22 protein-coding genes are annotated in these 25,191 nt (G+C 69.2%); 9 read left to right on the forward strand and 13 right to left on the reverse strand.

All coding sequences use genetic code 11. The features are described from left to right. Window positions 1-811: 811 nt before the first annotated feature. The 5 genes from OHA88_RS14925 to OHA88_RS14945 all read right to left on the reverse strand — a co-directional run bounded on the left by OHA88_RS14925 (window position 812) and on the right by OHA88_RS14945 (window position 10,468). Window positions 812-1,837, reverse strand: coding sequence for a TrmB family transcriptional regulator (locus OHA88_RS14925; RefSeq protein WP_328625901.1), 1,026 nt, complete (start codon window positions 1,835-1,837; stop codon window positions 812-814). Between the two features lie 188 nt (window positions 1,838-2,025). Next, entirely contained in the window at window positions 2,026-5,886 is a 3,861-nt protein-coding gene (locus OHA88_RS14930; RefSeq protein WP_328625902.1) for a S8 family peptidase, read from the reverse strand. A gap of 285 nt (window positions 5,887-6,171) precedes the next feature. Then, window positions 6,172-6,711, reverse strand: a complete 540-nt coding sequence (locus OHA88_RS14935; protein WP_328625903.1) for a hypothetical protein — start codon at window positions 6,709-6,711, stop codon at window positions 6,172-6,174. 435 nt (window positions 6,712-7,146) lie between these two features. Continuing rightward, a complete protein-coding gene (locus OHA88_RS14940; RefSeq protein WP_328625904.1) occupies window positions 7,147-9,405 on the reverse strand; it encodes a SpoIIE family protein phosphatase in 2,259 nt (752 codons plus the stop codon). Between the two features lie 283 nt (window positions 9,406-9,688). After that, on the reverse strand, window positions 9,689-10,468 hold the full coding sequence (locus OHA88_RS14945; RefSeq protein WP_328625905.1) for a VOC family protein: 780 nt from the start codon (window positions 10,466-10,468) through the stop codon (window positions 9,689-9,691). A gap of 386 nt (window positions 10,469-10,854) precedes the next feature. Here OHA88_RS14945 and OHA88_RS14950 point away from each other — a divergent pair, with 386 nt between their 5' ends. The 5 genes from OHA88_RS14950 to OHA88_RS14970 all read left to right on the forward strand — a co-directional run bounded on the left by OHA88_RS14950 (window position 10,855) and on the right by OHA88_RS14970 (window position 15,360). Beyond that, a complete protein-coding gene (locus tag OHA88_RS14950; RefSeq protein ID WP_328625906.1) occupies window positions 10,855-12,405 on the forward strand; it encodes an esterase in 1,551 nt (516 codons plus the stop codon). Window positions 12,406-12,564: 159 nt separating this feature from the next. Continuing rightward, window positions 12,565-12,987, forward strand: coding sequence for an ArsR/SmtB family transcription factor (locus tag OHA88_RS14955; protein WP_328625907.1), 423 nt, complete (start codon window positions 12,565-12,567; stop codon window positions 12,985-12,987). A gap of 59 nt (window positions 12,988-13,046) precedes the next feature. Continuing rightward, window positions 13,047-13,718, forward strand: coding sequence for a DUF6445 family protein (locus OHA88_RS14960; RefSeq protein ID WP_328625908.1), 672 nt, complete (start codon window positions 13,047-13,049; stop codon window positions 13,716-13,718). Window positions 13,719-13,766: 48 nt separating this feature from the next. Next, on the forward strand, window positions 13,767-14,387 hold the full coding sequence (locus OHA88_RS14965) for an RraA family protein (RefSeq protein WP_328625909.1): 621 nt from the start codon (window positions 13,767-13,769) through the stop codon (window positions 14,385-14,387). Window positions 14,388-14,574: 187 nt separating this feature from the next. Next, entirely contained in the window at window positions 14,575-15,360 is a 786-nt protein-coding gene (locus tag OHA88_RS14970; RefSeq protein WP_328625910.1) for an SAM-dependent methyltransferase, read from the forward strand. Between the two features lie 150 nt (window positions 15,361-15,510). On the opposite strand, the gene OHA88_RS14975 is transcribed toward OHA88_RS14970, so the two are convergent. Further along, complete coding sequence (locus OHA88_RS14975; protein WP_328625911.1) at window positions 15,511-15,969, reverse strand: SRPBCC family protein; 459 nt, start codon at window positions 15,967-15,969, stop codon at window positions 15,511-15,513. Then, on the reverse strand, window positions 15,966-16,277 hold the full coding sequence (locus OHA88_RS14980) for an ArsR/SmtB family transcription factor (RefSeq protein WP_328625912.1): 312 nt from the start codon (window positions 16,275-16,277) through the stop codon (window positions 15,966-15,968). The genes OHA88_RS14975 and OHA88_RS14980 overlap by 4 nt, the downstream gene beginning before the upstream one ends. Before the next feature lie 100 nt (window positions 16,278-16,377). Here OHA88_RS14980 and OHA88_RS14985 point away from each other — a divergent pair, with 100 nt between their 5' ends. Next, on the forward strand, window positions 16,378-16,794 hold the full coding sequence (locus OHA88_RS14985; RefSeq protein WP_328625913.1) for an SRPBCC family protein: 417 nt from the start codon (window positions 16,378-16,380) through the stop codon (window positions 16,792-16,794). 9 nt (window positions 16,795-16,803) lie between these two features. Further along, window positions 16,804-17,247: an SRPBCC family protein gene (locus OHA88_RS14990; protein ID WP_328625914.1), complete on the forward strand. Its 444-nt coding sequence runs from the start codon at window positions 16,804-16,806 to the stop codon at window positions 17,245-17,247. A 95-nt stretch (window positions 17,248-17,342) separates the two neighbouring features. On the opposite strand, the gene OHA88_RS14995 is transcribed toward OHA88_RS14990, so the two are convergent. The 3 genes from OHA88_RS14995 to OHA88_RS15005 form a co-directional block, all read right to left on the reverse strand. Next, window positions 17,343-17,735, reverse strand: a complete 393-nt coding sequence (locus OHA88_RS14995) for a hypothetical protein (protein ID WP_328625915.1) — start codon at window positions 17,733-17,735, stop codon at window positions 17,343-17,345. Between the two features lie 96 nt (window positions 17,736-17,831). Continuing rightward, window positions 17,832-19,190, reverse strand: a complete 1,359-nt coding sequence (locus OHA88_RS15000) for a class I SAM-dependent RNA methyltransferase (RefSeq protein WP_328625916.1) — start codon at window positions 19,188-19,190, stop codon at window positions 17,832-17,834. A 99-nt stretch (window positions 19,191-19,289) separates the two neighbouring features. Further along, window positions 19,290-21,338, reverse strand: a complete 2,049-nt coding sequence (locus OHA88_RS15005; protein WP_267000873.1) for an APC family permease — start codon at window positions 21,336-21,338, stop codon at window positions 19,290-19,292. A gap of 429 nt (window positions 21,339-21,767) precedes the next feature. Between OHA88_RS15005 and OHA88_RS15010 the strand changes: the two genes are divergently transcribed. Together OHA88_RS15010 and OHA88_RS15015 are read left to right on the forward strand one after the other, a co-directional pair. Further along, window positions 21,768-22,436, forward strand: a complete 669-nt coding sequence (locus OHA88_RS15010) for a potassium channel family protein (protein ID WP_026242838.1) — start codon at window positions 21,768-21,770, stop codon at window positions 22,434-22,436. Next, complete coding sequence (locus OHA88_RS15015) at window positions 22,436-23,113, forward strand: potassium channel family protein (RefSeq protein WP_030980341.1); 678 nt, start codon at window positions 22,436-22,438, stop codon at window positions 23,111-23,113. The genes OHA88_RS15010 and OHA88_RS15015 overlap by 1 nt, the downstream gene beginning before the upstream one ends. A gap of 111 nt (window positions 23,114-23,224) precedes the next feature. Here OHA88_RS15015 and OHA88_RS15020 read toward each other — a convergent pair whose 3' ends face one another. From OHA88_RS15020 to OHA88_RS15030, 3 genes are all read right to left on the reverse strand, one after another. Beyond that, on the reverse strand, window positions 23,225-23,974 hold the full coding sequence (locus OHA88_RS15020; protein ID WP_267000877.1) for a DUF3159 domain-containing protein: 750 nt from the start codon (window positions 23,972-23,974) through the stop codon (window positions 23,225-23,227). A 3-nt stretch (window positions 23,975-23,977) separates the two neighbouring features. Continuing rightward, on the reverse strand, window positions 23,978-24,385 hold the full coding sequence (locus OHA88_RS15025; RefSeq protein ID WP_037822942.1) for an OB-fold nucleic acid binding domain-containing protein: 408 nt from the start codon (window positions 24,383-24,385) through the stop codon (window positions 23,978-23,980). A 109-nt stretch (window positions 24,386-24,494) separates the two neighbouring features. Then, on the reverse strand, window positions 24,495-25,187 hold the full coding sequence (locus OHA88_RS15030; RefSeq protein WP_328625917.1) for a response regulator: 693 nt from the start codon (window positions 25,185-25,187) through the stop codon (window positions 24,495-24,497). Window positions 25,188-25,191 lie beyond the last annotated feature (4 nt).

Consider the following 25,191-nt stretch of genomic DNA (forward strand, 5'->3'; position numbering starts at 1 on the left):
GCTCACCGTTGCGCACAACGGTGTCCGCGGCGGCGCGTGCGAGGGGTTCCTCGCCGCGCCGGTACGGGGCAGCGGGGCCGGCGTCCTCGTCCTTGCCGGGTCGAGTGGCCGGATCGAGGACGAGCGATGCCGGATCCTGGCCCGGGAGGGCCTGACCGCCCTGTCGGTCCGCTGGTTCGGCGGCCCGGGGCAGCCGTCGGGCATCTGCGAAGTGCCGCTGGAGACATTCGTGTCCGCGACCGAACTGCTCCGGTCGCGCGGGACCCGGCGTATCGGGGTGCTGGGCGCCTCCAAGGGTGCGGAGGCCGCCCTGCATCTCTCGGTGCTGGATCCCGGTACCGATGCTGTGGTGGCGCTCTCCCCCACCTCGCTGACGTGGGCCAATGTCGGGCCCGGCAGCGACGGCCGGACACGGCCGTACCGGTCCCCGGACACCGGCACGACCGTCGCCGAAGTCACCGAGCTGGAGCTCCGTCCGACCGCCTCGCCGGCGACCGGGGCTCCGCTCAGCTACCTCGGCACGAGCCCCGGCGGCCGGATCTCCTGGGGCCTCCCCGGCGACAGGAACGAGAACGGCAGCCGGGTGTCGGGTGTCGCTGTCCACCGTTGGAACCCGCAGACCGAGACCTTCGACCTGATCGGCGTGGACGACTCCAGCGCCGGTTACTGGTGGGACAGCAGTACGCCACCACGGTGGTGCCATGACTTCAAGGTTCTTCGGTCCGCAGTTCCCTTCATGCCCTGCCGTTTCAGAGACGGGTCAGGTTCCACGGGCGCCGTACGGCATTGTCCGGCCACGACCATACGGACGTCAGGCCTCCGTCAGGCGACAGCCCGGACTGACGTCTTCCGGGGTGGTCCCCATCGGGTCCCCCGACCCGGCGATCCATCCCAACTGGGCTGCCTGCCAGCCCAGTTGGATCCGGCTGGTGGCAGCAGCACGATCCATCAGATCCCGCACCCGGCGCTGCACGGTCCGTCTTCCCATCCGCAGCTGTCGGGCGATGCCGGTGTCGGTCAGTCCGGAGAGCAGCAGGGTCAGGAGCTCGATGTCGTCGTCCGTCAGTTCGCTGCGCGGCTGGACGGCCATGGGGTGCAGGGGCAGTGCGGATTCCCACACGAGCTCGAACAGCGCGACCAACGCCTCCAGCAGCGGACCGGGGTGGATGTGGACGACCCGCTGTGTACACGATTCGCCCGAGCGCATCGCAAGAAGGGCCGTCGAACCGTCGACGATGACCATTTTGACCGGCACATGATTCAGAACCCGGCCCTGCTCCCCCGCCTCCGCGTACTGGAGGACCTCCTCCCGCGACCCGTCCGCCTCCAGCCCCAGCCCGTCGTAGACAGTCCGGAACCTCACCCCCGCCGCCAGTTGTTCGATCTCGACCTCGTTGACGGTTTCGGATACCACGTACGGCGGGGCGTCGAACCGTACGACCTCCCTGCGGGCCCGAGCCTGGATCTGCTGGTACCGCAGCGCCACCTCATCGTCGGGGACGACCTCGGCCATGTCCCCCGAGATGTCCGGGCGGGGCGCGCTGCGGTACTCGTCCGCGAGCCGGTCCAGAGCCCCGCGGGCCTTCGTCAGCTCGGTCATCCGCGCCAGGAGCAGCACCTCCCCCGCTATGTCCGGAGGGGACGGAATCAGCTGTGCGGGCTGGTCATCGGTGGTGGTCACCAGCCCCTTGTCGGCCAGTCCGCCGACCGCCTCCTCGACATGCTCGGCACCGAGGCGGAGAAGCTGCCGGATCCGGCCCGCATCGGTACGTCCTGTGCGAACGAGCAGTTCGTACACCTGAGACTCGGTGGTGCTCAGACCGAGCGTCTCCAGCATCTGCGTATCTCCCTCACAGGCTCCGAGAAGCCCCGTTCACCTGCTGAAGCGGCATCACGGCGAGTTCGAAGCGTTCATGTATGTGATGACGATACGGCCAGTTGTACAGACAGAGCGCCCGGCGCAGGGAATTTCTCACCCCTGCGCCGGGCGCCCGGCAGTGTCCGACGGACTTCTGGTTCAGGACCTCACTTGAGGGCGTAGGCCCGGGTGATGGTCTGGACCGTCCGGCTGCCCGCGGAGTCCCAGACCTCGGTCTTGAGGGTCACGAAGCCGTTGGTGTCGGCCAGCTTGGGGTGCCACAGCAGTGCCTGGAAGGAGTTGTCGTCCTTGCGCAGCATCGCGGCGGACTTCCAGGTGGCGCCGTCGTCGTAGGAGACGGAGACCTTGGCGCCGGCGACCGCCGTGGACCCGGCCCAGCCCTTGGGGCGTGCCGCGTTCACGGTGAAGGTGTACGGCAGTCCGGCCTGTGCCTGGTTGAGCACGTTCAGCGGCAGGTCGTAGTCGAGCAGGAGCACGGGCATGGACTCACAGACCTTGGGCGTGGGAATGAACGCCGTGTCGCAGTCCTTGATGGCCATGGTGGTCGGTGCCGCCTGGCTGAAGTTCCACTCCGTGCGCATCTGGCGGCCCAGGGTGACGCCCGGGACGTCCTTGGTCAGCTTCTGGTCGAGGACGTACCGGTAGTCAGCCCTCTCCTGCGCCAGCTGGCCGAAGCCGGTGATCGGCTGCCCGTTGAGGTAGAAACTCCAGGTGCCGGTCAGGCCCGACAGGGTGTGGGTGGGATCGTTGTCGGCACCGTTGTTGCCCGGAAGGTTCTGCCAGACGTCGGCGCGGCAGAACACACACGGCCCGAACTCGTACTGGGACAGGCGCATCGGCGCGTCGAACCAGCTCCGGGTGTAGGACTTGCCCGGGGTGAGGTAGGTGGCGCGCTGGCCGTTCATCCTCCAGGTCGAGGAGTTGAAGTTGGCCGACACGCTCGGCTGGTACGTCACCCCGGTGCCCGCGAGGAAGTAGTCGTCGCGGGTGGTGCCCTGGTAGAGGGGCTGGCCGACGGAGCCGGTGCTCACCTGCAGGGGACCCCAGACGTTCATGTTCTCGGCGCCCAGGCGCCGGGCTCCGTCCGAGTGGAACGTATTGGTGACCTTGGCGAAGTCCTTGACGTCGACGGTCTTGGCCAGGTCGGCGGGGATCCGGTCGTCGGTGAAGTGCGGGTAGTAGGAGTAGCCCGACTCCAGGACGCCCTTCAGGGCGATCCGGACCTTGCCCTTGGCCAGCAAGCCCTTGAGGGTTGCTGCGTTGTCGTACGTGGCGTGGGCGACCGGGATGGTCTGTCCGGCGGGGACGCCGCTTCCGCTCGGGCCGGGGTCGGCAGGGGCCACGATCATCGCGACGGCTCCGGCAGCCGCGGCCCTGGCGGCCTGGTCTCCGGCCTTGGTGACATCGGCCACGGAGACCAGAACGGTCCTGCCCTTGACGTCGGCACCGGCGAAGTCCTGCTCCGTACCGGCGCTCAGGTCGACCAGCTCGGTGTGCTTGGTGCCCTCGAAACGCTTCGCGTTCACCGAGGACTTCAGCGGGATGGTCATGTGCCCGGGGCCCGTCACCTCGAGTTGGACCAGCGGTTCGCGCCGGGCCAGGGCGGTCTCCAGGCGCAGCGCGCCGGTGGTGGCGCCGGCACTGGGGATGGCACCTTGCCTGGTGTCGGCGAGATTGAGCAGGTTTCCGATGCCGGAGAAGTTGGCGTGGCCGTTTGCGGTGCCGTCGTCACGGACGATGAACGTGGTCACCTGGCCGTTCTCCAGGGGCCGGTTCTCACCCTTGATCTTCACGCTGAGGTCGGTGGCGGTGGTGCCGTCGACGGTGAAGGTCTGGTCCCGGTCACTCACCTCGACGTTGGGCACGTCGAACAGATCGGCCGCGTAGGAGACCGCACCCCCGGCGGGGTCCGCCGAGTAGAGCGAGCCCTCGATGGAGTACTTGCCGAGCGGTACCGACAGGGTGGCAGTGCCGTTGTCGTACAGGGTCTGGCTCTGCCAGAAGTTGTTGTCCATCCCGTGCAGGGTGAACTTCAACGCCTTGGGGGTGTTGCCGAAGCGGTCGGTGACCTTCAGCGTCACATCGTGCTGCTCGACGGAGGTGACGAAGCCGAGCGCGGCGTGCACCGACTCGCCGCTGTCGGAGGTGGCGGTGACCGATCCGCCGTACTGGCCGGTCTTCAGGCCGTTGTTGTCGAGCGTGACGGTGACCTCGGCGGTGCCGCCGGCCGGGACGGTGACCCGGCCGTCGGACAGGCCCGCTCCCGACAGCGACAGCGTGCCGGCCGGGACCGCGGTTCCGCTCGCGTCCTTGGCGTCTGCCGTCACGGTCACCACGGTGTCGGTCGCGGCGTCGTTGTGCAGCGTCAGGGTGCGGCTGCGCGTCGGGTAGGTGCCCTTCTGCCACGGTATGACGCGGAAGTCGGCGGTGCCGGACAGCTCCAGCGACGGGTCGAGGGCGGCAGGGATGTCGACCCGGCCGTAGCCCTGCTGGTAGACGGTCTGGTCGGCAGCGGACTTGGCGTGCGCGGTCAGCGCGTCCTTGATGCGCTGACCGGTCCAGTCGGGGTGGCGCTGCTTGAGGATCGCGGCGGAGCCGGCCACGTGCGGGGTGGCCATCGAGGTGCCGCTGGCCGAGGTGTAGTTGGCGTCGACCGGGGTGCCCACGGTGGTGCCGGCCGCGCGGGCGGCGACGATGTCCACACCGGGGGCGGTGATCTCCGGCTTGATCGCCATGTCGCCGAGGCGCGGGCCACGGCTGGAGAAGTCGGCGAGCGCGTCGGACTTGTCGACGGCGCCGACGGTGAGGGCGGCGTCGGCGGCGCCGGGGGTGCCAAGGGTGCTCTCACCGGGTCCTGCGTTGCCGGCAGCGATGACGAACAGGGTGTTCGAGGAGGCGCTGAGCGAGTTGACCGCGTTCGTCAGCGCGTCTTCACCTGGTCTGTCGGTGCCGCCGAGGCTCATGCTGACGACGTCGGCGCCCTGGTCGACCGCCCACTCCATGCCGGCCAGGATGCTGGAGTCCGTGCCCTGGCCCGAGTTGGAAAGGACCTTGCCGATCAGCAGATCGGCACCAGGGGCCACGCCCTTGTACTTGCCGTCGGAGTTGGCGCCACTGCCGGCGATGGTGGATGCGACGTGGGTGCCATGACCGTGACCGTCCTGGACCGTCTGGCCGTTGACGAAACTCTGGCTCTGGACGATCTCGGACTTGATGTCGGCGTTGTTCAGGTCGGCACCGGTGTCCAGCACGGCGACCTTCACGCCCTTGCCGTCGTACCCCTTGGCCCATGCCTCCGGGGCACCGATCTGCGGCACGCTCTTGTCCAGTGCGACCTTCGCCTTGCCGTCGTACCACAGCTTAGAGACGCCGGCAGTGCCGGGGACCGTATCGGCCTGGGCGCTTCTGCCGCGTGCCTGGGCGGGCTTGACGGCCTGCCAGAAGCCCTTCGCGCTGTGCTTGTCGACATGCACCGCGGACAGCCCCAGCCGGGGCATGACCCGCTCGCTGTCGCTGCCCGGCAGGTCCTCGGTCTTCTGCTTCAGGGCAGCGGCGGTCGGCTTCCCCTGGAAGTCGACGATGGCGGGGACCTCGTCGGTCTTCGCGTCGCCGTAGCCGTCCCTGATCATCCGGCTGACGTTGAACAGCTCGCCGTCCACCGTGCTGGAGGCGAGGGCGGCCATGGCGTCCTCGGGGTAGACGTACAGGTCGCCGTTCTGTCCGCTGGAGGTCTGGAACGACTTGGACGTTCCAGCGCCGGAGAGGATGTTCACCGACTGCTTGCCGTCCGGCCCGGTGGTCAGCGCGACCTTGTCCCCGGTGACCAGGGTCACCATCGAGGTGGTCGACCCCTTCTGTTGCGTGGACGGTGCGCCCGAGGCGCTCGGGCCGGTCGACGGCGGCACGGCTGCTATCGCCCCGGGCAGGCTTGTCAGTGACAGGACGATCGTCGCTGCCACCGCGCCGACGGCAGCGGTACGCCGCCGTCTTTCGCGGGTTGTACGCATCAGGACTCCTTACGCAGGCTCAACAGGCATGCGCGTCAAAAGAACTGATGCTCGATCGCATCACAGCCAACCAACCGAACGTCCGGACGTTGCCGCGCACGCCGGAAGCTAATTGCGTGTAGACCGCAAGATCCAGATGCAAAGTGGCGACTCTGTGCCAGATGGCGCCTTGTCGCCACACGGGGCTGCCCAGATGTCCGCTCTGCAACCGCCAAGGGGCCCGCCGGCCTTCACGGCCGCGGGCCCCTGGACACTCACCGCCGAAGCGGGTCGGCCTGCCTTGCACTACTCCTCGAAGTAGGCGTCCAGAACCGCGTCGAGCTCTTGCGCCCACCCCTTGAGGCTGCTCCTGGCCGCCGCCTCGACTTCGGCGTTGAACCAGCGGTTGGTCGACATATGGACGGTGACAGTGAACCGGCGCCCGAACCGGGGCGACTTCACCTCGACCGCACCGATTTCGTCCCAGCGGAAATCGGCCTCCTGATCGTCCAAGGTGAACCGGATGCCTTCGCGGTCCGCGGTGATCGAACCCCGACGGTCGCTGACCTCGAATACGGGTCCGTCCGCTGCCTTATCGCCCTCCTCTCCCCCTTTCTCGCCGTCCGCCGCGTCCGCCGCTTCAGGCGCGTCCTGCGCACCGGAAGCGGCAGCCTCTGCGGCGGCCAGGTCTTCGGGGGCGGCACCTTCGGGCGCCGGCTCCTCGGTCTTCCCCTGGTCCGCGTCGGGCGTCCCCACCGGGCGGGGGGCCGTGAGGCCAGGGATGTACGCCGGGTCTGTCCCTGCGGCGTACGCGGGCTGAGTGTTCGGATCTATGCGCTGCTCCACGGCGGGCAGTATGGCCGACGAACCTGTACGAGACCAGCAAGCGCCGGACGGAGCCGTCGGTGCCGCGCACGCCGCCACGCTCCGGGCGAGCGCGGGCCTCGCCGCACGGGAGACAGCGGATCGGTCGGCGTCCACGGTCCGCGCACCGACAAGTCGGTCAACACCGTTGGTGACACTGGGATCTGACTGCAATTCACCCGCTCGCCAAGAGTGGGTCGGGCACGGCATTCGTGCCCGACCCACACATTTCACCGACCGATCATTCGGTGGAATGGACGGCAGCGGCCGTGTCGGGCCGGGACTCCTTCGCCTGGAGCGCGGCGCCCGGGGCCGATTCGTCTGTTGCGATCAGCGACTTCTGCCAGGGCGGTCTCCACCGCGCACCACACGTCGACCACATTCGTCCGCCCCGTGCATGCGACATCGGCGGTTGCCTCATTGAGCCGGAATCGCAAGATCGAACCAGGTCGTCTTTCCGCGCCCCGCCGGCGAGCTGCCCCAATCGCCGGCCAGCGCGTCGACGATCAGCAGGCCGCGCCCGGACTCCGCTTCCTGGTTGTTCTCCTCGTCCGCGACGATCGCGGTGGGCACGGGTGGATGCGGGTCACTGTCACGGACCTCGACCCGGATCCGGTCCGGGTACTCCCGCAACCGCAGCTCCACTTCGCTGTCGGCATGGATCAGGGCGTTGGTGACGACCTCGGACGTCAGCAGTTCCAAGGTGTCCAGCATCGGCAGCATGTCCCATTGGTGCAGCAGGTCCCGCAGGAATTCCCGGACCTGTGCGACCCCCTGCAGGTGGTGACGCTGCACCGACATCCGTGCCACCCGCCGGTGCTCCCGGGACTGCGCTCCCTCGTACCGCACCAGCAGCAGTGCCGCGTCGTCGGCGAGAACCCGCCACCCGCGGCGGTCCTGGACGAGACGGTCGGCCAGCACCTCCAGGTTGTCGCCGCAGTGGTCGGCCAGCACACGGCCGAGCCTCTCCATCGCCGCATCCGATCCGAGCAGCCGTCCGTCCAGCAGACCGTCGGTGAAGAGTGCCATCACCGACCCCGCCACCACCTGTACCTCGCTCTGCTCGTACCGGGCCTGTGCATCGACGCCCAACGGCAGCCCCACGGGCAGCGATTCGGTGACACCGTTTCCGTCCGCGTCGACGATGAGCGGGCTCGGGTGGCCCGCGGTCGCCGTGGTAGCGGTCCCGCTCGCCAGGTCGAGCCACACACAGCAGCACGTGGCATACAGATCCGTGCCCAGCCCGGCGAGCAGTCGATTGCTCCGTTCCAGCACGATGGCCGGGTCGTGTCCCTCGGCGGCGTACGCCCTGACGCCGCTGCGCAGTTGGCCCATCACCGCCACCGCCTCCAGGCTGTGGCCCTCCACATCACCGATGACCAGGCCGATCCCGCCACCGGGCAGCGAAACGATGTCGTACCAGTCGCCGCCCACGTCCGCCCGGTCGGTCGCCGGGAGGTAGCGGGCCGTGGCGACCGCCTCGGTCATGTGCGGGAGACTGCGCGGCAGCAGGCTGCGCTGCAGGGTCTGGGTGAGCGCGTGCTCGATCTCGTAGGAGCGGGCCCGTTCCAGGGACTGACCCACCTGCTCCAGCATGATCGTCAGTACGGCGAGCTGCTCGGGGGCGAACGGAAGTGCGGGCTCCGGGAACTCCAGGACGCAGCAGCCCGTGGCCCGACCCTTGGACACAAGCGGGAGGTAGGTGCGGGCCTGGACCTCCGGATCGGGGTCGACATCGGGATAGGCCTGCCGCAGCGCCTCGGCCGACGAGAAGGACAGGATCTCGATCGCACGGAGCGTGTCCGTCTCCGGCGTGTGGCGGGACAGCAGGGTGCCGTCGACCCGCTGGACCGACTCGCGCGAGAACCCTGTCGCGCCGACCACATGGAGCCGGCCCTGCTCGGCGAGGCACAGCATCACCGCCCGACCGCCGAAGGGCCGGACCACCTGGGTGTCCGCGGCGGCGAGGACGTCCCGGATGTGCACCGCGGCCGTGAGTTCGGCGGCGAGCCTCTGCAACTGGTAGAGAAACGTGCTGCCGGTCGGCATGGGAACGGCCGACGCCTCCGGTCCGCGGGGGCCGGCTTCCGCAGCCGATCCCCTGACCGGGGCGCCCCGGTCACGCGACACCCCGGCGATGAACAGCGGCACGTACGGCGCCTTCATCCACGCGCCCTGCTCCGCGAGGTCCGCCAGTTCGACGGCCAGGTCGTCCGCGACGGCCTGAAGGAAATCCAGCGAATCGGTGGCCACCGGGCGCGGCGGCACCCAGCGCACACTCAGCGCACCGAACCGGTTCCGGAGGGTCCGCACCGGCGCCGAGGCGACCATCATCGGGTACGGATTGTGGATGAAGAGGGCTGGAGACCGACGGGTCAGCTCCTGGAGATCGGTGTTCTCGAACAGCACCAGCTTCCCGGCCTGGTGCGCCCTCGCCGTGGAGAAGTTGCGGTCGTCCGCCGCCATGCCCGACGGAACAGTGAAGCTCAGGGTGGTGTCGACCATCATCGCTGCTGCGAGCGCCCGGTCGTCCTCGGTCAGCAGATAGGCCGTGCACGTGCTGCAGTCGAGGCCGCGGTTCAGACGCCGCAGCGCAGCGGCGATGACGCGGTCCCGGCACATCAACGGCGGCCCGGTCGGCCCCTTGGGGTCTGCCGCGGAGGATGGGGAGTCCATGAGATCCACCCCGGGGCATCGACGACAGGTGGGGGGTGCGGCTACCCCGCTGCTCGGCAACATGCGCCGCAGCCATTCCAGTATGGGCGCAAAACTCCAGGTATGCGCCCGCGCGGCGCCATCCGGGTACCCGCACGGCATCCACGACCGGATGCACCCCGGACAGCGGCGCCACGCGCCCGCCGGAATACCGCTGTCCGCGTACGGTCGCGGACCGGCCGGCCCACAGCTCCGCCCGTCGGCCGATGGGCGGAGCAGCGTCCCGGAGGTGTGCGGCTTCTCGTCAGGCCGACCGGGGTGCGGGCTTGAGGACGGCGAAGGGGGCACCGAACGGGTCGGCGAGCCAGGCGATCCGGCCGACGTCCGGCACGTCCTCCGCGGGCATCAGCACCGATCCGCCGTTCTCCTGCACCCTGGAGACGATGTCGTCGGCGTCCGCAGCAGCGAAGTACGGCATCCAGCGCGGCTGCATTCCGTCCCGGGCCTGGGCGAGGCCGCCGAAGCTCGCGTCCAGCTGGTCGCCGTCCGCGGTGGAGAGCACGGTGTACGTCATTCCGGGGACTTCCATCTCCTGGCTCCGCCAGCCGAACAGCGACCGGTAGAAGGGCAGTGCCGCGGAAGTGTCACCGACGTGCAACTCGACCCAGCACAGCGTGTCGGGCTCCGAGGTCTTCTCCAGGCCCTTGACACCAGCGGGCTGCCAGACCGAGAAATCGGCACCGCCCGGGTCGGTGAAACAGGACATCCGTCCGGCGTCCATGACATCGAACGGATCGACCCGCACGGTCCCGCCGCCCTGCTCCACGGCCTTGGCCGTCGCGTCGGCGTCGGGGGTCTGGAAGTACACCGTCCAGGCCGGACTCGCGCCCTCCTCCGTGAGCGGGCCGACAGCAGCTACGGTCCTGCCGTCCTTCTGGAAGAAGCCGTAGCCACCGGCCTCGGGTCCTGCCGAGTCGAAACTCCAGCCGAACACCGCGCCGTAGAAGTCCGCGGCGGCCGCGGTGTCGGTGCTGCCGAGGTCCAGCCAGCTGGGTGCACCGGTCACGAAATGAGTGCCGAGCATGGGGGGTGTCCTCCTTCGACGGATCGACGCGTGACCGGTCCCGTGGGACCGCGCTCACGCTGCCGTATCGACCGGACCGAGTCCCGCACGGGTCGCCCCGGAGATGGTCATGGCCATCTGACACCCAAAGCCCGGAGGACGAGGGAATGACGCTCCGCAATCCTCCGGATGCTGAGGTTCCTCCGAACGACCCCGATCCGTGGTGAACGGAGCGCGCGGATCACAACGACCCCAAAGTGATCTTCTTCGGAAAACCGGACACACCCTACGTACAACCCTTGTGCCCCATGCGCTGTCATACACGGCACCGGACAGGAACGGGCCCTCTCCGGACACCCCCCGCGCCCCCGAGCAAGCCCGGCCCTTCGTGAACCAAGGAGCCGCTCATGCGCAAGAACCGCTCGGCCGCCGTCGCGGCGGCATCGTTTCTCCTCGTCACGGGCGCGGCCATCGCCTCGGCCCCGTCCGCGTACGCCGGTACCCCCGGCGGCACGCACGCCGACGACCGCAACACCGACTTCAACGGCGACGGCTACGACGACGTGCTCGTGGGCTCTCCCGGTGCGGCGGTCGGCGGGCACAAGGGCGCGGGCATGGTCACCGTGCAGTACGGCGGGCCCAAGGGCATGGGCACCACCAATGCCAGGGCCTTCAGCCAGAACTCCTCCGGGGTGGCCGGAGCCGCCGAGGCCGCCGACAACTTCGGCAAGGCCGTGGCCACCGGCGACCTCGACGGCGACGGCTACGACGACGCGGTCGTCGGTATCCCCGGCGAGGACATCGGCGCCGTCTCCAACGCGGGCGGCGTGGTCGTCCTGTGGGGCACACCCAAGGGCCTCACCGGGTCGGTCAGCAACTGGCTGCAGGCCGACGATCTCACCACGGGCGGCAAATTCGGCGCCTCGCTCGCCGCGGCCCGCTTCTCGGACACCACACCCGGCGACCTGCTGGCGGTCATGGACTCGGTCGGCCTGACCACCTACCAGTTCGAGCCGGCCACCGAACCCAGCGCGAAGAGCGCCGGCCCGCAGTCGCGGCAGTCGCAGCAGAAGGCGCGTACGACGCTCACCTCGCCGCCGAAGAAGGCGCTCGCCAGGTCCGGTGCCGACGAACCGCAGGGTATCCAGCCCAAGTCGATGACCACCGGCGACTACGACAACAACGGCTACGCCGATCTGATCGTCTCCGGCACCAGCGTCGGCGACGAACCGGGCCACGGCTGGTCGTACATCCTCCCTGGCACCGCCTCCAACGACGAGCCGCTGCCGGTCACCGCGGTACGCGGCGGCCCCGTCGTCGCCTCCGGCGACATCAACGGCGACGGCTACGACGACCTGGTCACCGGTGAGCCGCACAGCCCGGACGACGGCGGCGAGAGCATGACCGGCGGCATGGTCGGCGTCTACTACGGCAGCGCGGCCGGACTCGCAGGCCAGGAGGGCCCCGGCACCCCGCCGGTCTGGTGGACCCAGGACTCGCCGGGTGTGCCGGGTACGAACGAGCGGGGCGACGGCTTCGGCACCGACCTCTCCCTCGGCGACACGAACAAGGACGGATTCGCGGACCTGGCGATCGGCGTCTCCGGCGAGGACATCGGCACCGTCGCGGACGCGGGTGCCTTCATCGTCCTGCGCGGTTCGGCCCGGGGCCTCACGGCCACCGGCGTGCTGTCGGCGAACCAGGGAACCGCCAAGGTCCCGGGCACCGTCGAGAAGGGCGACAAGTTCGGCGGCCAGGTCTCCTTCACCGACCCCAACGACGACGGCCGGTTCGGCCTGCTCGTCTCGGCGCCGAGCGAGAACACGAACGACGGCTACGTCTGGGTCTTCTCCGCGGGCACCGGCGGGATCACCACCTCCGGTTCCTGGAGCTACGGCGCGGGCGACTTCGGCGGCCCGACGGCGGACGCGTTGTACGGGGCGGCGATCGACGACTGACACGCGTACCGGACACCCGTCCGTCATGCGTCACCGGTGCCCTGGACAGCGGTCTCCGGGGCACCGGGTCTTCCCTCACCTGGCCCACCGCGGAAACGTCTCACCACACATGAATGCTTGACCATCCATTCATGTGATCATCTCCGTACCATGGTGACCATGGGCGACAGGGCGAATACCCCCGACAGCAGTGCCACAGCGCCGTACACCCGCCTGAACGCGCAGAACGCACCGCAGGTCGCCGCCATGCTCCAGGCGCTGTCCACGCCCTCCCGGCTGCTGATCCTGGCCCGGCTGCGCGAAGGCCCGTGCGCGGCGACCGAGCTGGCGACCGCTGTCGGCATGGAGCAGTCCGCCTGCTCGCACCAGCTTCGCCTGCTGCGCAATCTCGGCCTGGTCACCGGAACCCGCCGGGGCCGCTCCGTGGTCTACACACTCCACGACGACCACGTCGTCGCACTTCTCGACCAGGCCCTGTACCACGTGGAGCACCTCCGTCTCGGCCTCACCGACGCCCCAACCGGACTCCCAGTCACCAACTTTGACGAGACGTCAGAAATAAGCCGCTTGGGGAGCCCTTGACGTAAGGTTGACCGCTCGCGTGGAGATCCGAGGGACCCTCGGCCGCTACGGTCCCTCCCATGTCTCTGAGACCTCCTCCCCTCCCGGTCCTCCCGTACCGCAAGCCGACGCGCGACCGGGACTACTGGGTACTGGACGACGTGTTGCCGGATGTGGACGCCACCCGGGAGCGCTGCCTGGCCAGGGAGGACTGGACGGAGGGCTACCCGCACAAGCCCGAGAGCTGGCCGGGTCTGCGCGCCATGCCGGGGCTCGAGCCGGGTGAACTGGCGCAGGTGGAACGGCTGGTGAGAAAGGCGACCGGCGCCCGGGAACTCTGGGCCGAACGCCCTTCGGGCGGCGGCACGTTCAACCACAACTGTGTCCAGGTCGTCGGCAAGGGCGAATGTGAGCCGCGCCCCCACACCGACTCGCGGACACTCTGCCGCTACGCCGCGGTGCTCTATCTCAACCCCGGCGTACCCAAGGACTGCGGAACCAGCTTCTACCGCCAGAGCCTGCCCGGTGGAGTCCTGGGCGGCAACCAGGTGACCGCGCCGCACAACAACCTCGTCGACGCGCTGGGCACCCGCTTCGTGTCGCCGGACTCCTTCGTCGAGGACGTACGGGTCCCGCACCGCGCCAACCGGCTGCTGCTCTATTCCGCCAATATGATCCACAGCGCCACCGGTTACTGGGGTCACACGCTGGAGGAGAAGCGGATGACGGCCGTCTTCTTCTGGAAGGCCTGACCCCACGGCCCACGGTGGGACGAGCGCCGGAACGAGCGAAGGATGAACATGAGCGACGGCACCGAGTTCAAGGACATCTCACCGACCACCCTCGCCGACGTCCTGGGACGCGAGCAGGTCATGAACATCGGCATTCGCCCCCTGTGGCCCTCGATCCCGCGCATTGCCGGCCCGGCGTTCACCGTGCGGTGCCCTCCGGGGGACAACCTCATGCTGCACGCGGCCATCCATCGCGCGGAGCCCGGCTCGGTCGTCGTCGTCGAAGCGGGTGACGTGGACTACGCACTCGCCGGAGGAAATGTCTGCGCCGTCGCCCAGCGCCGAGGGGTCGCCGGGTTCGTGCTCGACGGAGTGATCCGTGACCTCGCCGAGGTGCGCGAGATGGGCTTTCCCGTCTTTGCCAGGGGGGTCATCCCCATCCCGGGAACGAAGTCGGCCGTAGTGCCCCTGGGTGGCCAGGTGCGGTGCGGCGGCGTGAACGTGCATGCCGGGGACATCGTGGTGGCCGACGAAGAGGGCATCGTGGTCACTCCCCGCGCCCGCCGGGAGCAGGTACTCCTCGATGCCCGGGCGAAGTTGGCCAAGGAGGCCGGCGAATCCCTCGATGCATGGGAGGAAGCGCATCGCGCCCGCATCGACAAGATCCTGAGCGAGAACGGCGCCGCGTAGCAGCCCACCGGCTCCGGAAAGGCCTTCGGCCGGACCCGGCTCTGCCCCCTGCCGCTGCTCCGGAACTCACGAGCACGCAGTACCGGCCATTTCGCCGACCGGTTGTCAACGCGCGTGGATCGGCCCGGAGTTGCTGTGGCAGACTGCGCCGACGGAGCGGTTCGACCCATCGGTGACGGAGCACGGCATGACGACAGGGATGTCCCACACCCCGATCGACACCAGCAGGCCCCACTCCGCGCGGGTGTACGACTGGCTCCTCGGCGGGAAGGACAACTACCCCGTCGATCAGGCGGTGGCGGAGCAGCTGCCGGCCGAGGCGAAGACCGGGGCGCATCAGAACCGCGCGTTCATGAGCCGGGCGACGGCCTGGCTGGCCGGCGAGGGCATCGAGCAGTTCCTGGACATCGGTACGGGCATCCCGACCGCCCCGAACCTGCATCAGACAGCCCAGGAGATCAACCCGGCCGCCCGGGTCGTCTACTGCGACAACGACCCCATCGTCCTGCGTCACGCGGAGGCGCTGCTGATCAGCAGGCCGGAGGGGGCGACCGACTACGTACCGGCGGACGTGCGCGAGCCCGAGGGAATCGTGGAGGCCGCGCGCCGGATTCTGGACTTCGACCGGCCGGTCGCCGTTTCGCTCCTCGGCCTGCTGCACTTCCTGCCGGACGAGGACGATCCGTACGCCATCGTCCGGACCCTGGTGAGCACACTGGCTCCGGGCAGCTACGTGGTGCTGTCCCAGGGAGCATCCGATGTGAATCCCGAGCGGGGAGAACAGGGCGCCGCCGAGTACCGCAAGGGCGGCATCCGGCTCGCGCTGCGCACCCGCGACGAGTTCGCCCGCTTCCTGGACGGCCTGGACATCGTCGAACCGGGTCTGGTGACGGCACCCGAATGGTTCCGGGGCACCCCCGCACCCCAGCCCGAGGCCAGCGGCCTCTACGTCGCTGTCGCCCGGGTCCCGTAGGCCCTCGGGCGACCACGCCCGGCCACGATGGGCCCTGGTGCGCAGCGGTGACGCGGCCGTCCTCGACCCGGGCCCGGGCTGCCTCCGCCCTCACGGGACGGAACCAGCCCGGGATACCCACCTTCGGGCGCCGCTCCGGCAAGAGACCGGTCAGCCCGCCGGCTGCTGCATCCAGGCGTCCGGGCCGGGGTCTGCGCCTTCGGCGCGGACCGCGAGGCGGTCGACGTAGTGCTGCCAGCCCTCCGCGTGCGCCTCACACGCCTCCGGGGAGGGCAGGCCGCGGTGGACAAGGCGGAGCAGGGTTCCTTCGGCGGTGGGTTCGAGAGTGATCTCCACGGTGGTGGAGCCGGCCGCGACGGGCATGCCGCCCTCCTCCCAGCCCCAGGTGAAGACGAGTCGCTTGGGCGGATCAAGGGTCAGGAAGCGGCCGGAGGCGACGTTCTCACCGGTGACCCGGGTGCGGTACGAGCCGCCGGGCTCGAAGGAGAACGTACCGTCGGCGCCCATCCAGGACAGCCACTTCTCGCGGTCGGTGAAGAAGCCGAAGACGGTTTCGGGACGGGCCGCGATGCGGCGCTCCAGCGTGACGGTGTCCGTGGGGGGCGTCATGGGGTGTTCTCACTCCGTTCGGCCTCTTCGGCGAGCTGGGCAAGGGTGTCGAGCTTGGTGCTCCACATGCTCTGAAGGTAGGCGGCGAGCGGGCCCAGCGCCTCCCGGTCCGCATGGTAGAACCGCTTCGTCCCGTCCTTCCGCAGCGTAACCAGACCGGTGTCGCGCAGCACCTTCAGATGCTGGGAGACGGCCCCGAAGGTGACCTCGAAGCGGGCCGCGATCTCGCCCGCGGACAGCTCGTCCTCCCAGATCAGCCGCAGAATTTCGCGCCGCCTGGGCTCGGCTATCACCTGTACCGCGTCCATGCTCCGAATTTTAGTCCACGCTGCAGTTTGCCAAGCCTCACGATCATATTTTAGTCTGGACTTAATTAGTCCCCACACACCGCACCATCAGGAGCAGGTCATGACCGAGATCGCCTACGAGACCGACATCGCCACCGACCGCGCCCGCGTCCTGGAGGCGCTCAACACGCACGACGGCCTCACCGGCTGGTGGACGAACGACGTCAACCGCAAGGACGAGGTCCTGTTCTTCAATTTCCCCGGCGTCCCCGAGCCGTTCCAGCTCCGCCGCGACCAGGCTGACGAGGACCGCGTGGTCTGGGTGAACGTCGGCGCGTTCCCGCCGCACTGGGCCGGCACCACGATCTCCTGGGACCTGAAGGAGACCCCCGGAGGGACCCGGGTGGCCTTCGCCCACTCCGGCTTCCCCGAAGGCGAGGCCGAGATCCCGATGACCAGCGAGACCTGGGGCCTGCTGATGACCCGCCTGAAGGACTACGCCGAGACCGGCGAGCCGAACCCCTTCTTCACCGTCTGAGAGCGTCCCATGAAGGTCGACGTACTGACCGAGGCCGTAATAGCCGCCCCCTGCGACGGGGTCGCCGCCTACGCGGCCGACCCCGCGCATGCCCCGGAGTGGTACGCCAACATCACCTCCGTCGCATGGCGGACGCCGCCGCCGGTGCGGGTCGGCTCCCGGGTCGCGTTCGTTGCCCGCTTCCTCGGCCGGCGGCTGGCCTACACATACGAGATCACCGCGTACGAGCCCGGTCGGCGCATGGTGATGCGGACGGAGGAAGGCCCTTTCCCGATGGAGACCACCTATACCTGGGAGCCGTACGGGCAAGCCGCGGACCACACCCGCATGACCCTCCGCAACCGGGGCGAGCCCAGCGGATTCGCCTCGCTCGGGGCCACCGTGATGGCGGCGGCCATGCGCCGAGCGCAGAACAAGGACCTGGCGGCGCTCAAGGCCCTGCTGGAGCGGTGAGTACGGGCGTCACTTGGGCGGGAGGGTACCGGCGAGGGCCAGCGCCGTCCTGACCCAGCGCTCCAGAACCGAGTCCTCCGTCAGGGCGGGGCCGCTCACGGTGACCCAGCCGCGCATCGGACGGCCGGTGAAGTCATGGGCCGGGCCTCCGGGCGGGCAAGAGCCTGCTCGGTCCGGTCCGGGCCCACCCGCGCAATGAGCTCGTCGCCGACCACGCCCACCGTCATGTTGCCGCGCAGCTTGGCGTCGCGGACCGCGATGCCGGTGTCGGCGAGGACGATCGAGACGAGCGCGAAGAGACGGACGTTGGCGTAGACCCCGAGACCGCGGGCGTTGGCGACCTCGCGGGTGGTCTGGAGCATCTGGCCAGGCGGCTTGTAGGTGCCGTTGTTGTCGCCGGCCCAGAACCAGGCCGCGGCCAGCTGGGCCGGGGTGCGGTTGATCACCGGGGTGGCGGCCGTCGGCTTGTCGGCACCGGCCGTGCGCACGGCGTCGACCTGGCGCTTGTACTCGTCGCTCGCGATGAGGTGCGAGGCGTTCGCCTCATGGGTGGCCGGAGGTCACGTCCATGGGAAACCCGCAGGTCAGGAGCCCTTTGTGGCAGGCTCAAGAATCGCCACGCACTCCACATGGTGCGTCATCGGGAACAGGTCGAACGCCCGCAAGGTCCGCACCTTGTAGCCGCCCTCCCGGAAGTACGCCAGGTCGCGCGCGAGTGCCGCCGGGTCGCAGGCGACGTAGGCGATGCGGCGTGCGCCGAGGCCGGCGAGGTGCTTCACCGTCTGCTTGCCCGCGCCCGCGCGCGGCGGGTCCAGGACGATCAGGTCGCACTCGGTGATGCCGGTGCGGGGCAGGATCTGGTCGACCTTGCCGTGCTCGATGCGGACCCGGTCGAGGTCCTGGAGGTTATGGCGGGCGTCCTCGACGGCACGCTTGCCGGACTCGATGCCGAGGACCGCGCCCTTCTCGCCGATGCGCTGGCCGATGGCGCCGGCGAACAGGCCGACGCCGCAGTAGAGGTCGAGGGCCATGTCGTTCTTGCGGGGCAGGAGGCCCTGCATGACCGCGCGGACGAGGGTGTTGGCAGCCTGCGGGTGGACCTGCCAGAAGCCGCCCGAGCCGACGCGGTACGTGCGGTCGTCGGCGCGCTCGCGGACGAAGCCGCGGCCGTGGACCCGGTGGATGCCGCCGTCGCGTTCGTCGACGCGCAGGACGGAGACCGGCTTGTCGAGCTCGACGAGCGGCAGCCGGGCGCCGGGCTTCGGGGTGAGGATGACCTGGCGGTCGTTGGAACCGGTGGCGGTGATGGCTTCCACCGAGGCCATGCCGGTCCAGTCGCGCTTCTCGATGCCGAGTTCCGAGACGCCGGGCGCCGCGATCATGCAGTGCTCGATCGGCTCGACGTCGTGCGAGCGGTGCTTGCGCAGGCCGGCGCGGCCGTTCTCGTCGATGGCGTACTGAACGCGGGTGCGCCAGGCCGGCACCTCGCCCTTCGGGAGCTTGTCGCCCTCGGCCGGCATGACCGTGCCGTCCCAGCCGGCCTCTTCGGGGGTGAGCCCGGCGAGGCGCTGGAGCTGCTCGGCGATCACTTCGCCCTTGAGCCGGCGCTGGGCGCCGGGCTTGGCGTGCTGCCAGTCGCAGCCACCGCACTTGCCGGGGCCGGCGTACGGGCAGGGCGCCTCGACGCGGTCCTTGGACGGTTCGATGATCGTGACGGCGTCGGCGCGCAGGAAGCGGGAGTCCTTGTCACCGTCGGTGATCCGGGCGATGACCTTTTCGCCGGGCAGCGTGTGCCGTACGAAGAGGACCTGGCCCTCCGAGGTACGGGCGATGCAGTGGCCGCCGTGCGCGACGGGGCCCACCTCGACCTCGTACTCCTCGCCGATCAGTGAGTCCCCGGTCTGCGAGTCCTCGGCCGGCGACGAGGTGGATTCGTTCTGCATGAGGGGGTGGCTCCAGAGATCAAAGGAAAACGGCCGGACAACAACCCACAAGTCTACGTGGGTGGTGTCCGGCCGCTTACCACTTGCGGGCACGGAGAGTCAGCTCTTGTTGCTGGGCTCCTTGGCCCTGCGCTCCACGGGACCCCGGCGGACCGATCCAGGAGCGTTCCATTCGGCACGCTTCCTGGCGCGCTTCTTCGCAGCCTCGGAGGATTCCAGCTGGTACGGGACGGACGTCACCATCACGCCCGGGGTGAACAGCAGCCGCCCCTTGAGGCGCAGGGCGCTCTGGTTGTGCAGCAGATGCTCGTACCAGTGCCCGACCACGTACTCCGGGATGTAGACACTGACCACGTCGCGGGGGCTCTCCCGGCGCAGGCCCTTCACGTAGTCGATGACCGGCCGGGTCACTTCGCGGTACGGGGAGTCGAGGATCTTCAGCGGGATGTTGATGCCGCGCCGCTCCCAGTCCTCCTTGAGCGCCTTGGTCTCGGCCGGGTCGACGCTGATGGACAGCGCCTCCAGACGGTCGGAGCGGATCAGCTTGGCGTACGCGAGCGCGCGCAGCGTGGGCCGGTGCAGCTTGGAGACCAGGACGATGGAGTGGACTCGGGAGGGTTTCATGCTGTCGTCGGACGGGGCCTCGTCGGCGGCGATCTCCTCGGCGACGCGGTCGTAGTGCCTGCGGATCGCGGTCATCGTCCCGTAGAAGATCACCATGCCGAGCAGTGCCACCCAGGCGCCGTGGGTGAACTTGGTGGCGAGCACGACGACGAGCACCAGGCCGGTGAAGAACGCGCCGAAGGTGTTGATCGCGCGGGAGCGGATCATGTGGCGGCGCTTGGCCGGGTCCTTCTCGGTCCGCAGATGACGGTTCCAGTGCCGGACCATGCCGGTCTGGCTGAGGGTGAAGGAGACGAACACACCGACGATGTACAGCTGGATCAGCCGGGTCGAGTCGGCGCCGTAGATCCAGGTGAGCAGGATGGCCGCGCCGGCCAGCAGCACGATGCCGTTGGAGAAGGCGAGCCGGTCACCCCGGGTGTGCAGCTGGCGCGGCAGGTACCGGTCCTGGGCGAGGATCGAGCCGAGCAGCGGGAAGCCGTTGTACGCGGTGTTGGCGGCCAGGAAGAGCACGAGTGCGGTGGCCGCGGCGAGGATGATGAAGAGGAACGAGCCGTCACCGAAGACGGCGGCCGCGACCTGGGAGATCACCGGGTCCTGGACGAAGCTCGAACCGACGGCGGCGCCGTTGTGGATCAGGTCCTGGGCCGGGTTCTCGGCCATCTTCACATCGGTGGCCATGGCCAGGCCGATGATGCCGCAGAACATCGTGACGGCCAGCAGGCCCATCATCGCGAGAGTGGTCGCGGCGTTCTTGCTCTTCGGCTTGCGGAAGGCGGGTACACCGTTGCTGATCGCCTCGACGCCGGTCAGCGCCGCACAGCCGGAGGAGAACGCCCGCAGCAGCAGGAAGACGAGGGCGAAGCCGGCCAGGCCCTGGTGCTCGGGCTTGATCTCGTAGTCCGAGGTCGGGGCGTGCATGGTGTCGCCGAGGACAAGACCGCGGAACGCACCCCAGGCGATCATGATGAAGACGCCGGCCACGAAGAGATACGTGGGGATGGCGAAGAGCTTGCCGGACTCCTTGACGCCCCGCAGGTTCATCAGGGTCAGCAGCACGATGGCCCCGATCGCGCAGAGCGTCTTGTGCTCGACGACGAACGGGATCGCGGAGCCGAGGTTCTCCACGCCGGAGGCGATCGACACGGCGACGGTCAGGACGTAGTCGACCAGCAGGGCGCTGGCGACGGTCAGACCGGCCTTGGGGCCGAGGTTGGTGGTGGCGACCTCGTAGTCGCCGCCGCCGCTCGGGTAGGCATGCACGTTCTGCCGGTACGAGGCGACGACCGTGAACATCAGGACCACGACAGCGGCCGCGATCCACGGGCTGAAGTGGTACGCCGACACGCCCGCGATGGACAGCACGAGGAGGACTTCTCCTGGTGCGTACGCCACCGAGGACAGCGGGTCGGATGCGAAGACGGGGAGGGCGATGCGCTTGGGGAGGAGCGTTTCCCCCAGCTTGTCGCTGCGCAACGCCCGGCCGATCAGGATCCGTTTGGGCACGTCGGTCAGTTTGGACACGCTGAGGATCGTAAGGGTTCCGTATGGAGGCCACCCACGCACCACCCCCGCGGTCCTGCAATCTCCTGCACTCAGCCGAAATCGGCACGGAATCCTTAACGGAATCCTTGCACTCCCCCCTTATGGCATCAGCACGCTGTAACCGTTCCGTTCCGGTTGGCCACCGGGACCGGTGTAGCGGACGGCGGCGTTCCAGTAGATCTCCCTTCTCCGCTTGTTCCGTGACCCGTTCCCTTTACCGCGCCTTTGCAGCTACGGCCCTGGCGAAAGCACACTCGAATGAGGCAACGCGTCGGTGGCCGCATAAGCTCATCCCGGGCAACGCCGAAAAACGTTGCCCCGTTGTTTGCCCGGCAAGCCGAGGAAAGAGTGTGAGCAGGGTGTTTTCGCAGGTCAGCCGGACGACCAGGACTGCGAGGTAGGCGCAAGGTGCACATCGTCATCATGGGCTGCGGGCGAGTAGGAGCCGCTCTCGCGCAGACCCTGGAGCAGCAGGGGCACACGGTCGCCGTGATCGACCAGGACCCCACGGCGTTCCGCCGTCTCGGGTCGGGGTTCGGTGGCCGACGCGTCACCGGCGTCGGTTTCGACCAGGACACCCTCCGTGAGGCGGGTATCGAGGAAGCCGGCGCGTTCGCCGCGGTGAGCAGCGGCGACAACTCGAACATCATCGCCGCCCGGGTGGCTCGCGAGATGTTCGGCATCGAGAACGTCGCGGCGCGGATCTACGACCCGCGGCGCGCCGAGGTCTACCAGCGCCTCGGTATCCCCACGGTCGCCACCGTGCGCTGGACGGCGGACCAGATGCTGCGGCGGCTGCTGCCCTCGGGCGCCGAGCCGCTGTGGCGCGACCCGAGCGGCGGTGTACAGCTCGCCGAGGTGCACACCACCCCGTCCTGGATCGGGCACAAGATCAGCACGCTGCAGGAGGAGACGGGCGTCCGCGTGGCGTTCCTCACCCGATTGGGCGAAGCCATTCTTCCGTCGTCGCAGACGGTGCTGCAGGAGGGCGATCTCGTCCACGTGATGATGCGTACGGACGAGATCGCGAAGGTCGAGGCGGCCTTCGCCGAGGGTCCTGAGGAGGGCGGTCACTGATGCGTGTCGCGATTGCCGGGGCCGGCGCGGTGGGCCGCTCCATCGCCGGCGAGCTGCTGGAGAACGGCCACGAGGTGCTCCTCGTGGACAAGGCGCCGACCGCCATCTCCGTGGAGCGGGTGCCCATGGCCGAGTGGCTGCTCGCGGATGCCTGCGAGATCACCTCGCTGGACGAGGCGGCGCTCCAGCGCTGCAACGTCGTGATCGCCGCGACCGGCGACGACAAGGTGAACCTGGTCGTCTCGCTGCTCGCCAAGACCGAGTACGGCGTGCCGCGGGTCGTCGCCCGGGTCAACAACCCGAAGAACGAGTGGCTGTTCAACGAGTCCTGGGGCGTCGACGTCGCGGTCTCCACGCCGCGTCTGATGTCCGCGCTGGTCGAGGAGGCGGTGAGCGTCGGCGATCTGGTCCGGCTGCTGCGCTTCAGCCACGGCGACGCCAACCTGGTCGAGCTGACGCTGCCCCCGGAGTCGGCCCTGGCCGGTACCCAGGTCGGCGATGTGGCGTGGCCCGAGGACACCTCGCTGGTCACCATCATCCGCGGTACGCGGGTGCTGACCCCGGGCTCGGAGGAGACGCTGGAGGCCGGTGACGAGCTGCTGTTCGTGGCCGCCCAGGCGCGCGAGGAGCAGCTGGAGGACCTGCTGTCGGTGCGTCGCGAGGTCACCGACGACTGAGGACGGCCGGCCGGCCTCGGCTCAGGTACGTCGTCCCGCACGACATCCCGTACGACGAAGGGGCCCGGAACCGTAGATCACGGTTCCGGGCCCCTTCGCTGTCGCTGCCGGTCAGGCCTCGGTGTTGCGGGCCGCGGCAGCCTCTTCCTTGCGGGCCTTCTCGGCCTGCTCCTCCGCCTCCATCTCGGCGAAGACGTCGATGGGCGGCGGCGCCTTGGCGAGGAAGACCCAGGTCAGGTACACCGCTAGCAGGAACGGCGGGATCTTCAGGGCGACCAGGACCCAGCCGAGCTGGGCGGTGTCGGCCCACCAGTAGAGCGGGAAGAGGATCGCGCACTTGGCGAGCAGTATCAGACCCCAGGCCCAGCTGGCCTTGGCGTACGCCTTCTTGCGGCCGGGGTTCCGGGTGCGCCAGGAGAGGTTCTCCTTGAAGACCGGCCCGAGAATCAGCCCTATCAGCGGCACCCCGGCGATCGTCGTGACGATGTAGGCGAGGGCCAGGCCCAGCGTGTAGATCATGCCGGGCAGGTAGAAGTCCTTGGCGTTGCCCGTCATCATCGCGAAGACCACACCGAAGGCGACGCCGAAGACCCCGCTGAAGGCGTGCTTGACGGTGTCCTTGCGGATCAGCCGTACGGCGACGAGGACCAGGGACACGACCAGGGCCGCGATGGCCGAGGTGTGCAGATCCTTGTTGATGGTGAAGATCGTGACGAAGAGCAGCCCGGGCAGGACTGTCTCCACCATCCCGCGGATGCCGCCGAAGGCCTCGAAGAGGGCGGCTTCGGTGACCGCCTTCGCGTCGGCCTCCTGCTGGTCGGTGCGGTCCGTATCGGGTGTCGGCTTGTCGAGAGACGTCACCGGCTACTCCTTGCCGAGCGGTCGGAGTTCGTATTTGGGGTTGAACAGCACCCGGCGTCCGTGGCTCATGGCGATCCGGCCGGAGGCGATGAGCTTACGGCCCGGCTCTATGCCCACGATGGAACGCCTGCCCAGCCAGACCACGTCCAGCGGAGCGGTGCCGTCGAAGAGCTCCGCTTCCAGGGCGGGCACTCCGGCGCGCGGCCGCAGGGTGACGGTCCGCAAGGTACCAGTCACCTTGACGATCTGGCGGTCGTTGCATTCGGAGATCCGCGTGCATCCCGATGCCTGCGAGTCCTCCTGCAGCTCCTCCGATTCCAGGTCTTGCTGGGAGCTGGACAGCCGGTCGAGCATCCGACGGAAGCGGCCGGACGGCCGCTCCGCCTTCTCGGAACGAGGGACAGCACTCATACCCGAAGGGTACCGGGCCGGGGTGGTCCGGGCAGGTGTCCGTTCTCTCACTCCGACGGGCGACTCGCGACGGAGCGAAGCTGACGACGGGCCGCCGCACGCACCGTGCTCAGCGGCGTTCGAAGCGGTAACCCATGCCCGGCTCGGTGACGAAGTGCCGGGGGTGCGAGGGGTCCGCCTCCAGCTTGCGCCGGAGCTGGGCCATGTAGACCCGCAGATAGTTGGTCTCCGTGCCGTACGAAGGCCCCCACACCTCCTGCAGCAGCTGCTTCTGGCTGACCAGCCGGCCGCTGTTGCGGACCAGCACCTCCAGCAGGTGCCACTCGGTCGGGGTGAGCCGCACGTCGCGTCCCTCGCGCTGGACCTTCTTCGCCGCCAGGTCGACGGTGAACCCCTCGGTCTCGACCATCACGATGTCGTCGGCGCCGTCCTGGCCGACCGGTTCGGCCCGCCGGACCGAGGCGCGCAGCCGGGCCAGCAGCTCGTCCATGCCGAACGGCTTGGTGACGTAGTCGTCGGCTCCCGCGTCCAGCGCCTCGACCTTCTCGTCGGAGGTATGGCGGGCGGAGAGCACCAGGATCGGCACCCGGGTCCAGCCGCGCAGCCCCCTGATCACCTCCACGCCGTCCATGTCCGGCAGTCCGAGGTCGAGGACGACGACATCGGGGTGGCGCGCGGCGGCGAGCTGGAGGGCGGTCGCGCCGTCGGGCGCCGCGTCCACCTCGTACTTGCGCGCCTTCAGATTGATCACGAGGGCGCGTACGATCTGCGGCTCGTCGTCGACCACAAGCACCCGGGTCATCGGG

The organism is Streptomyces sp. NBC_00353, from assembly GCF_036108815.1.
Lineage (GTDB): Bacteria > Actinomycetota > Actinomycetes > Streptomycetales > Streptomycetaceae > Streptomyces.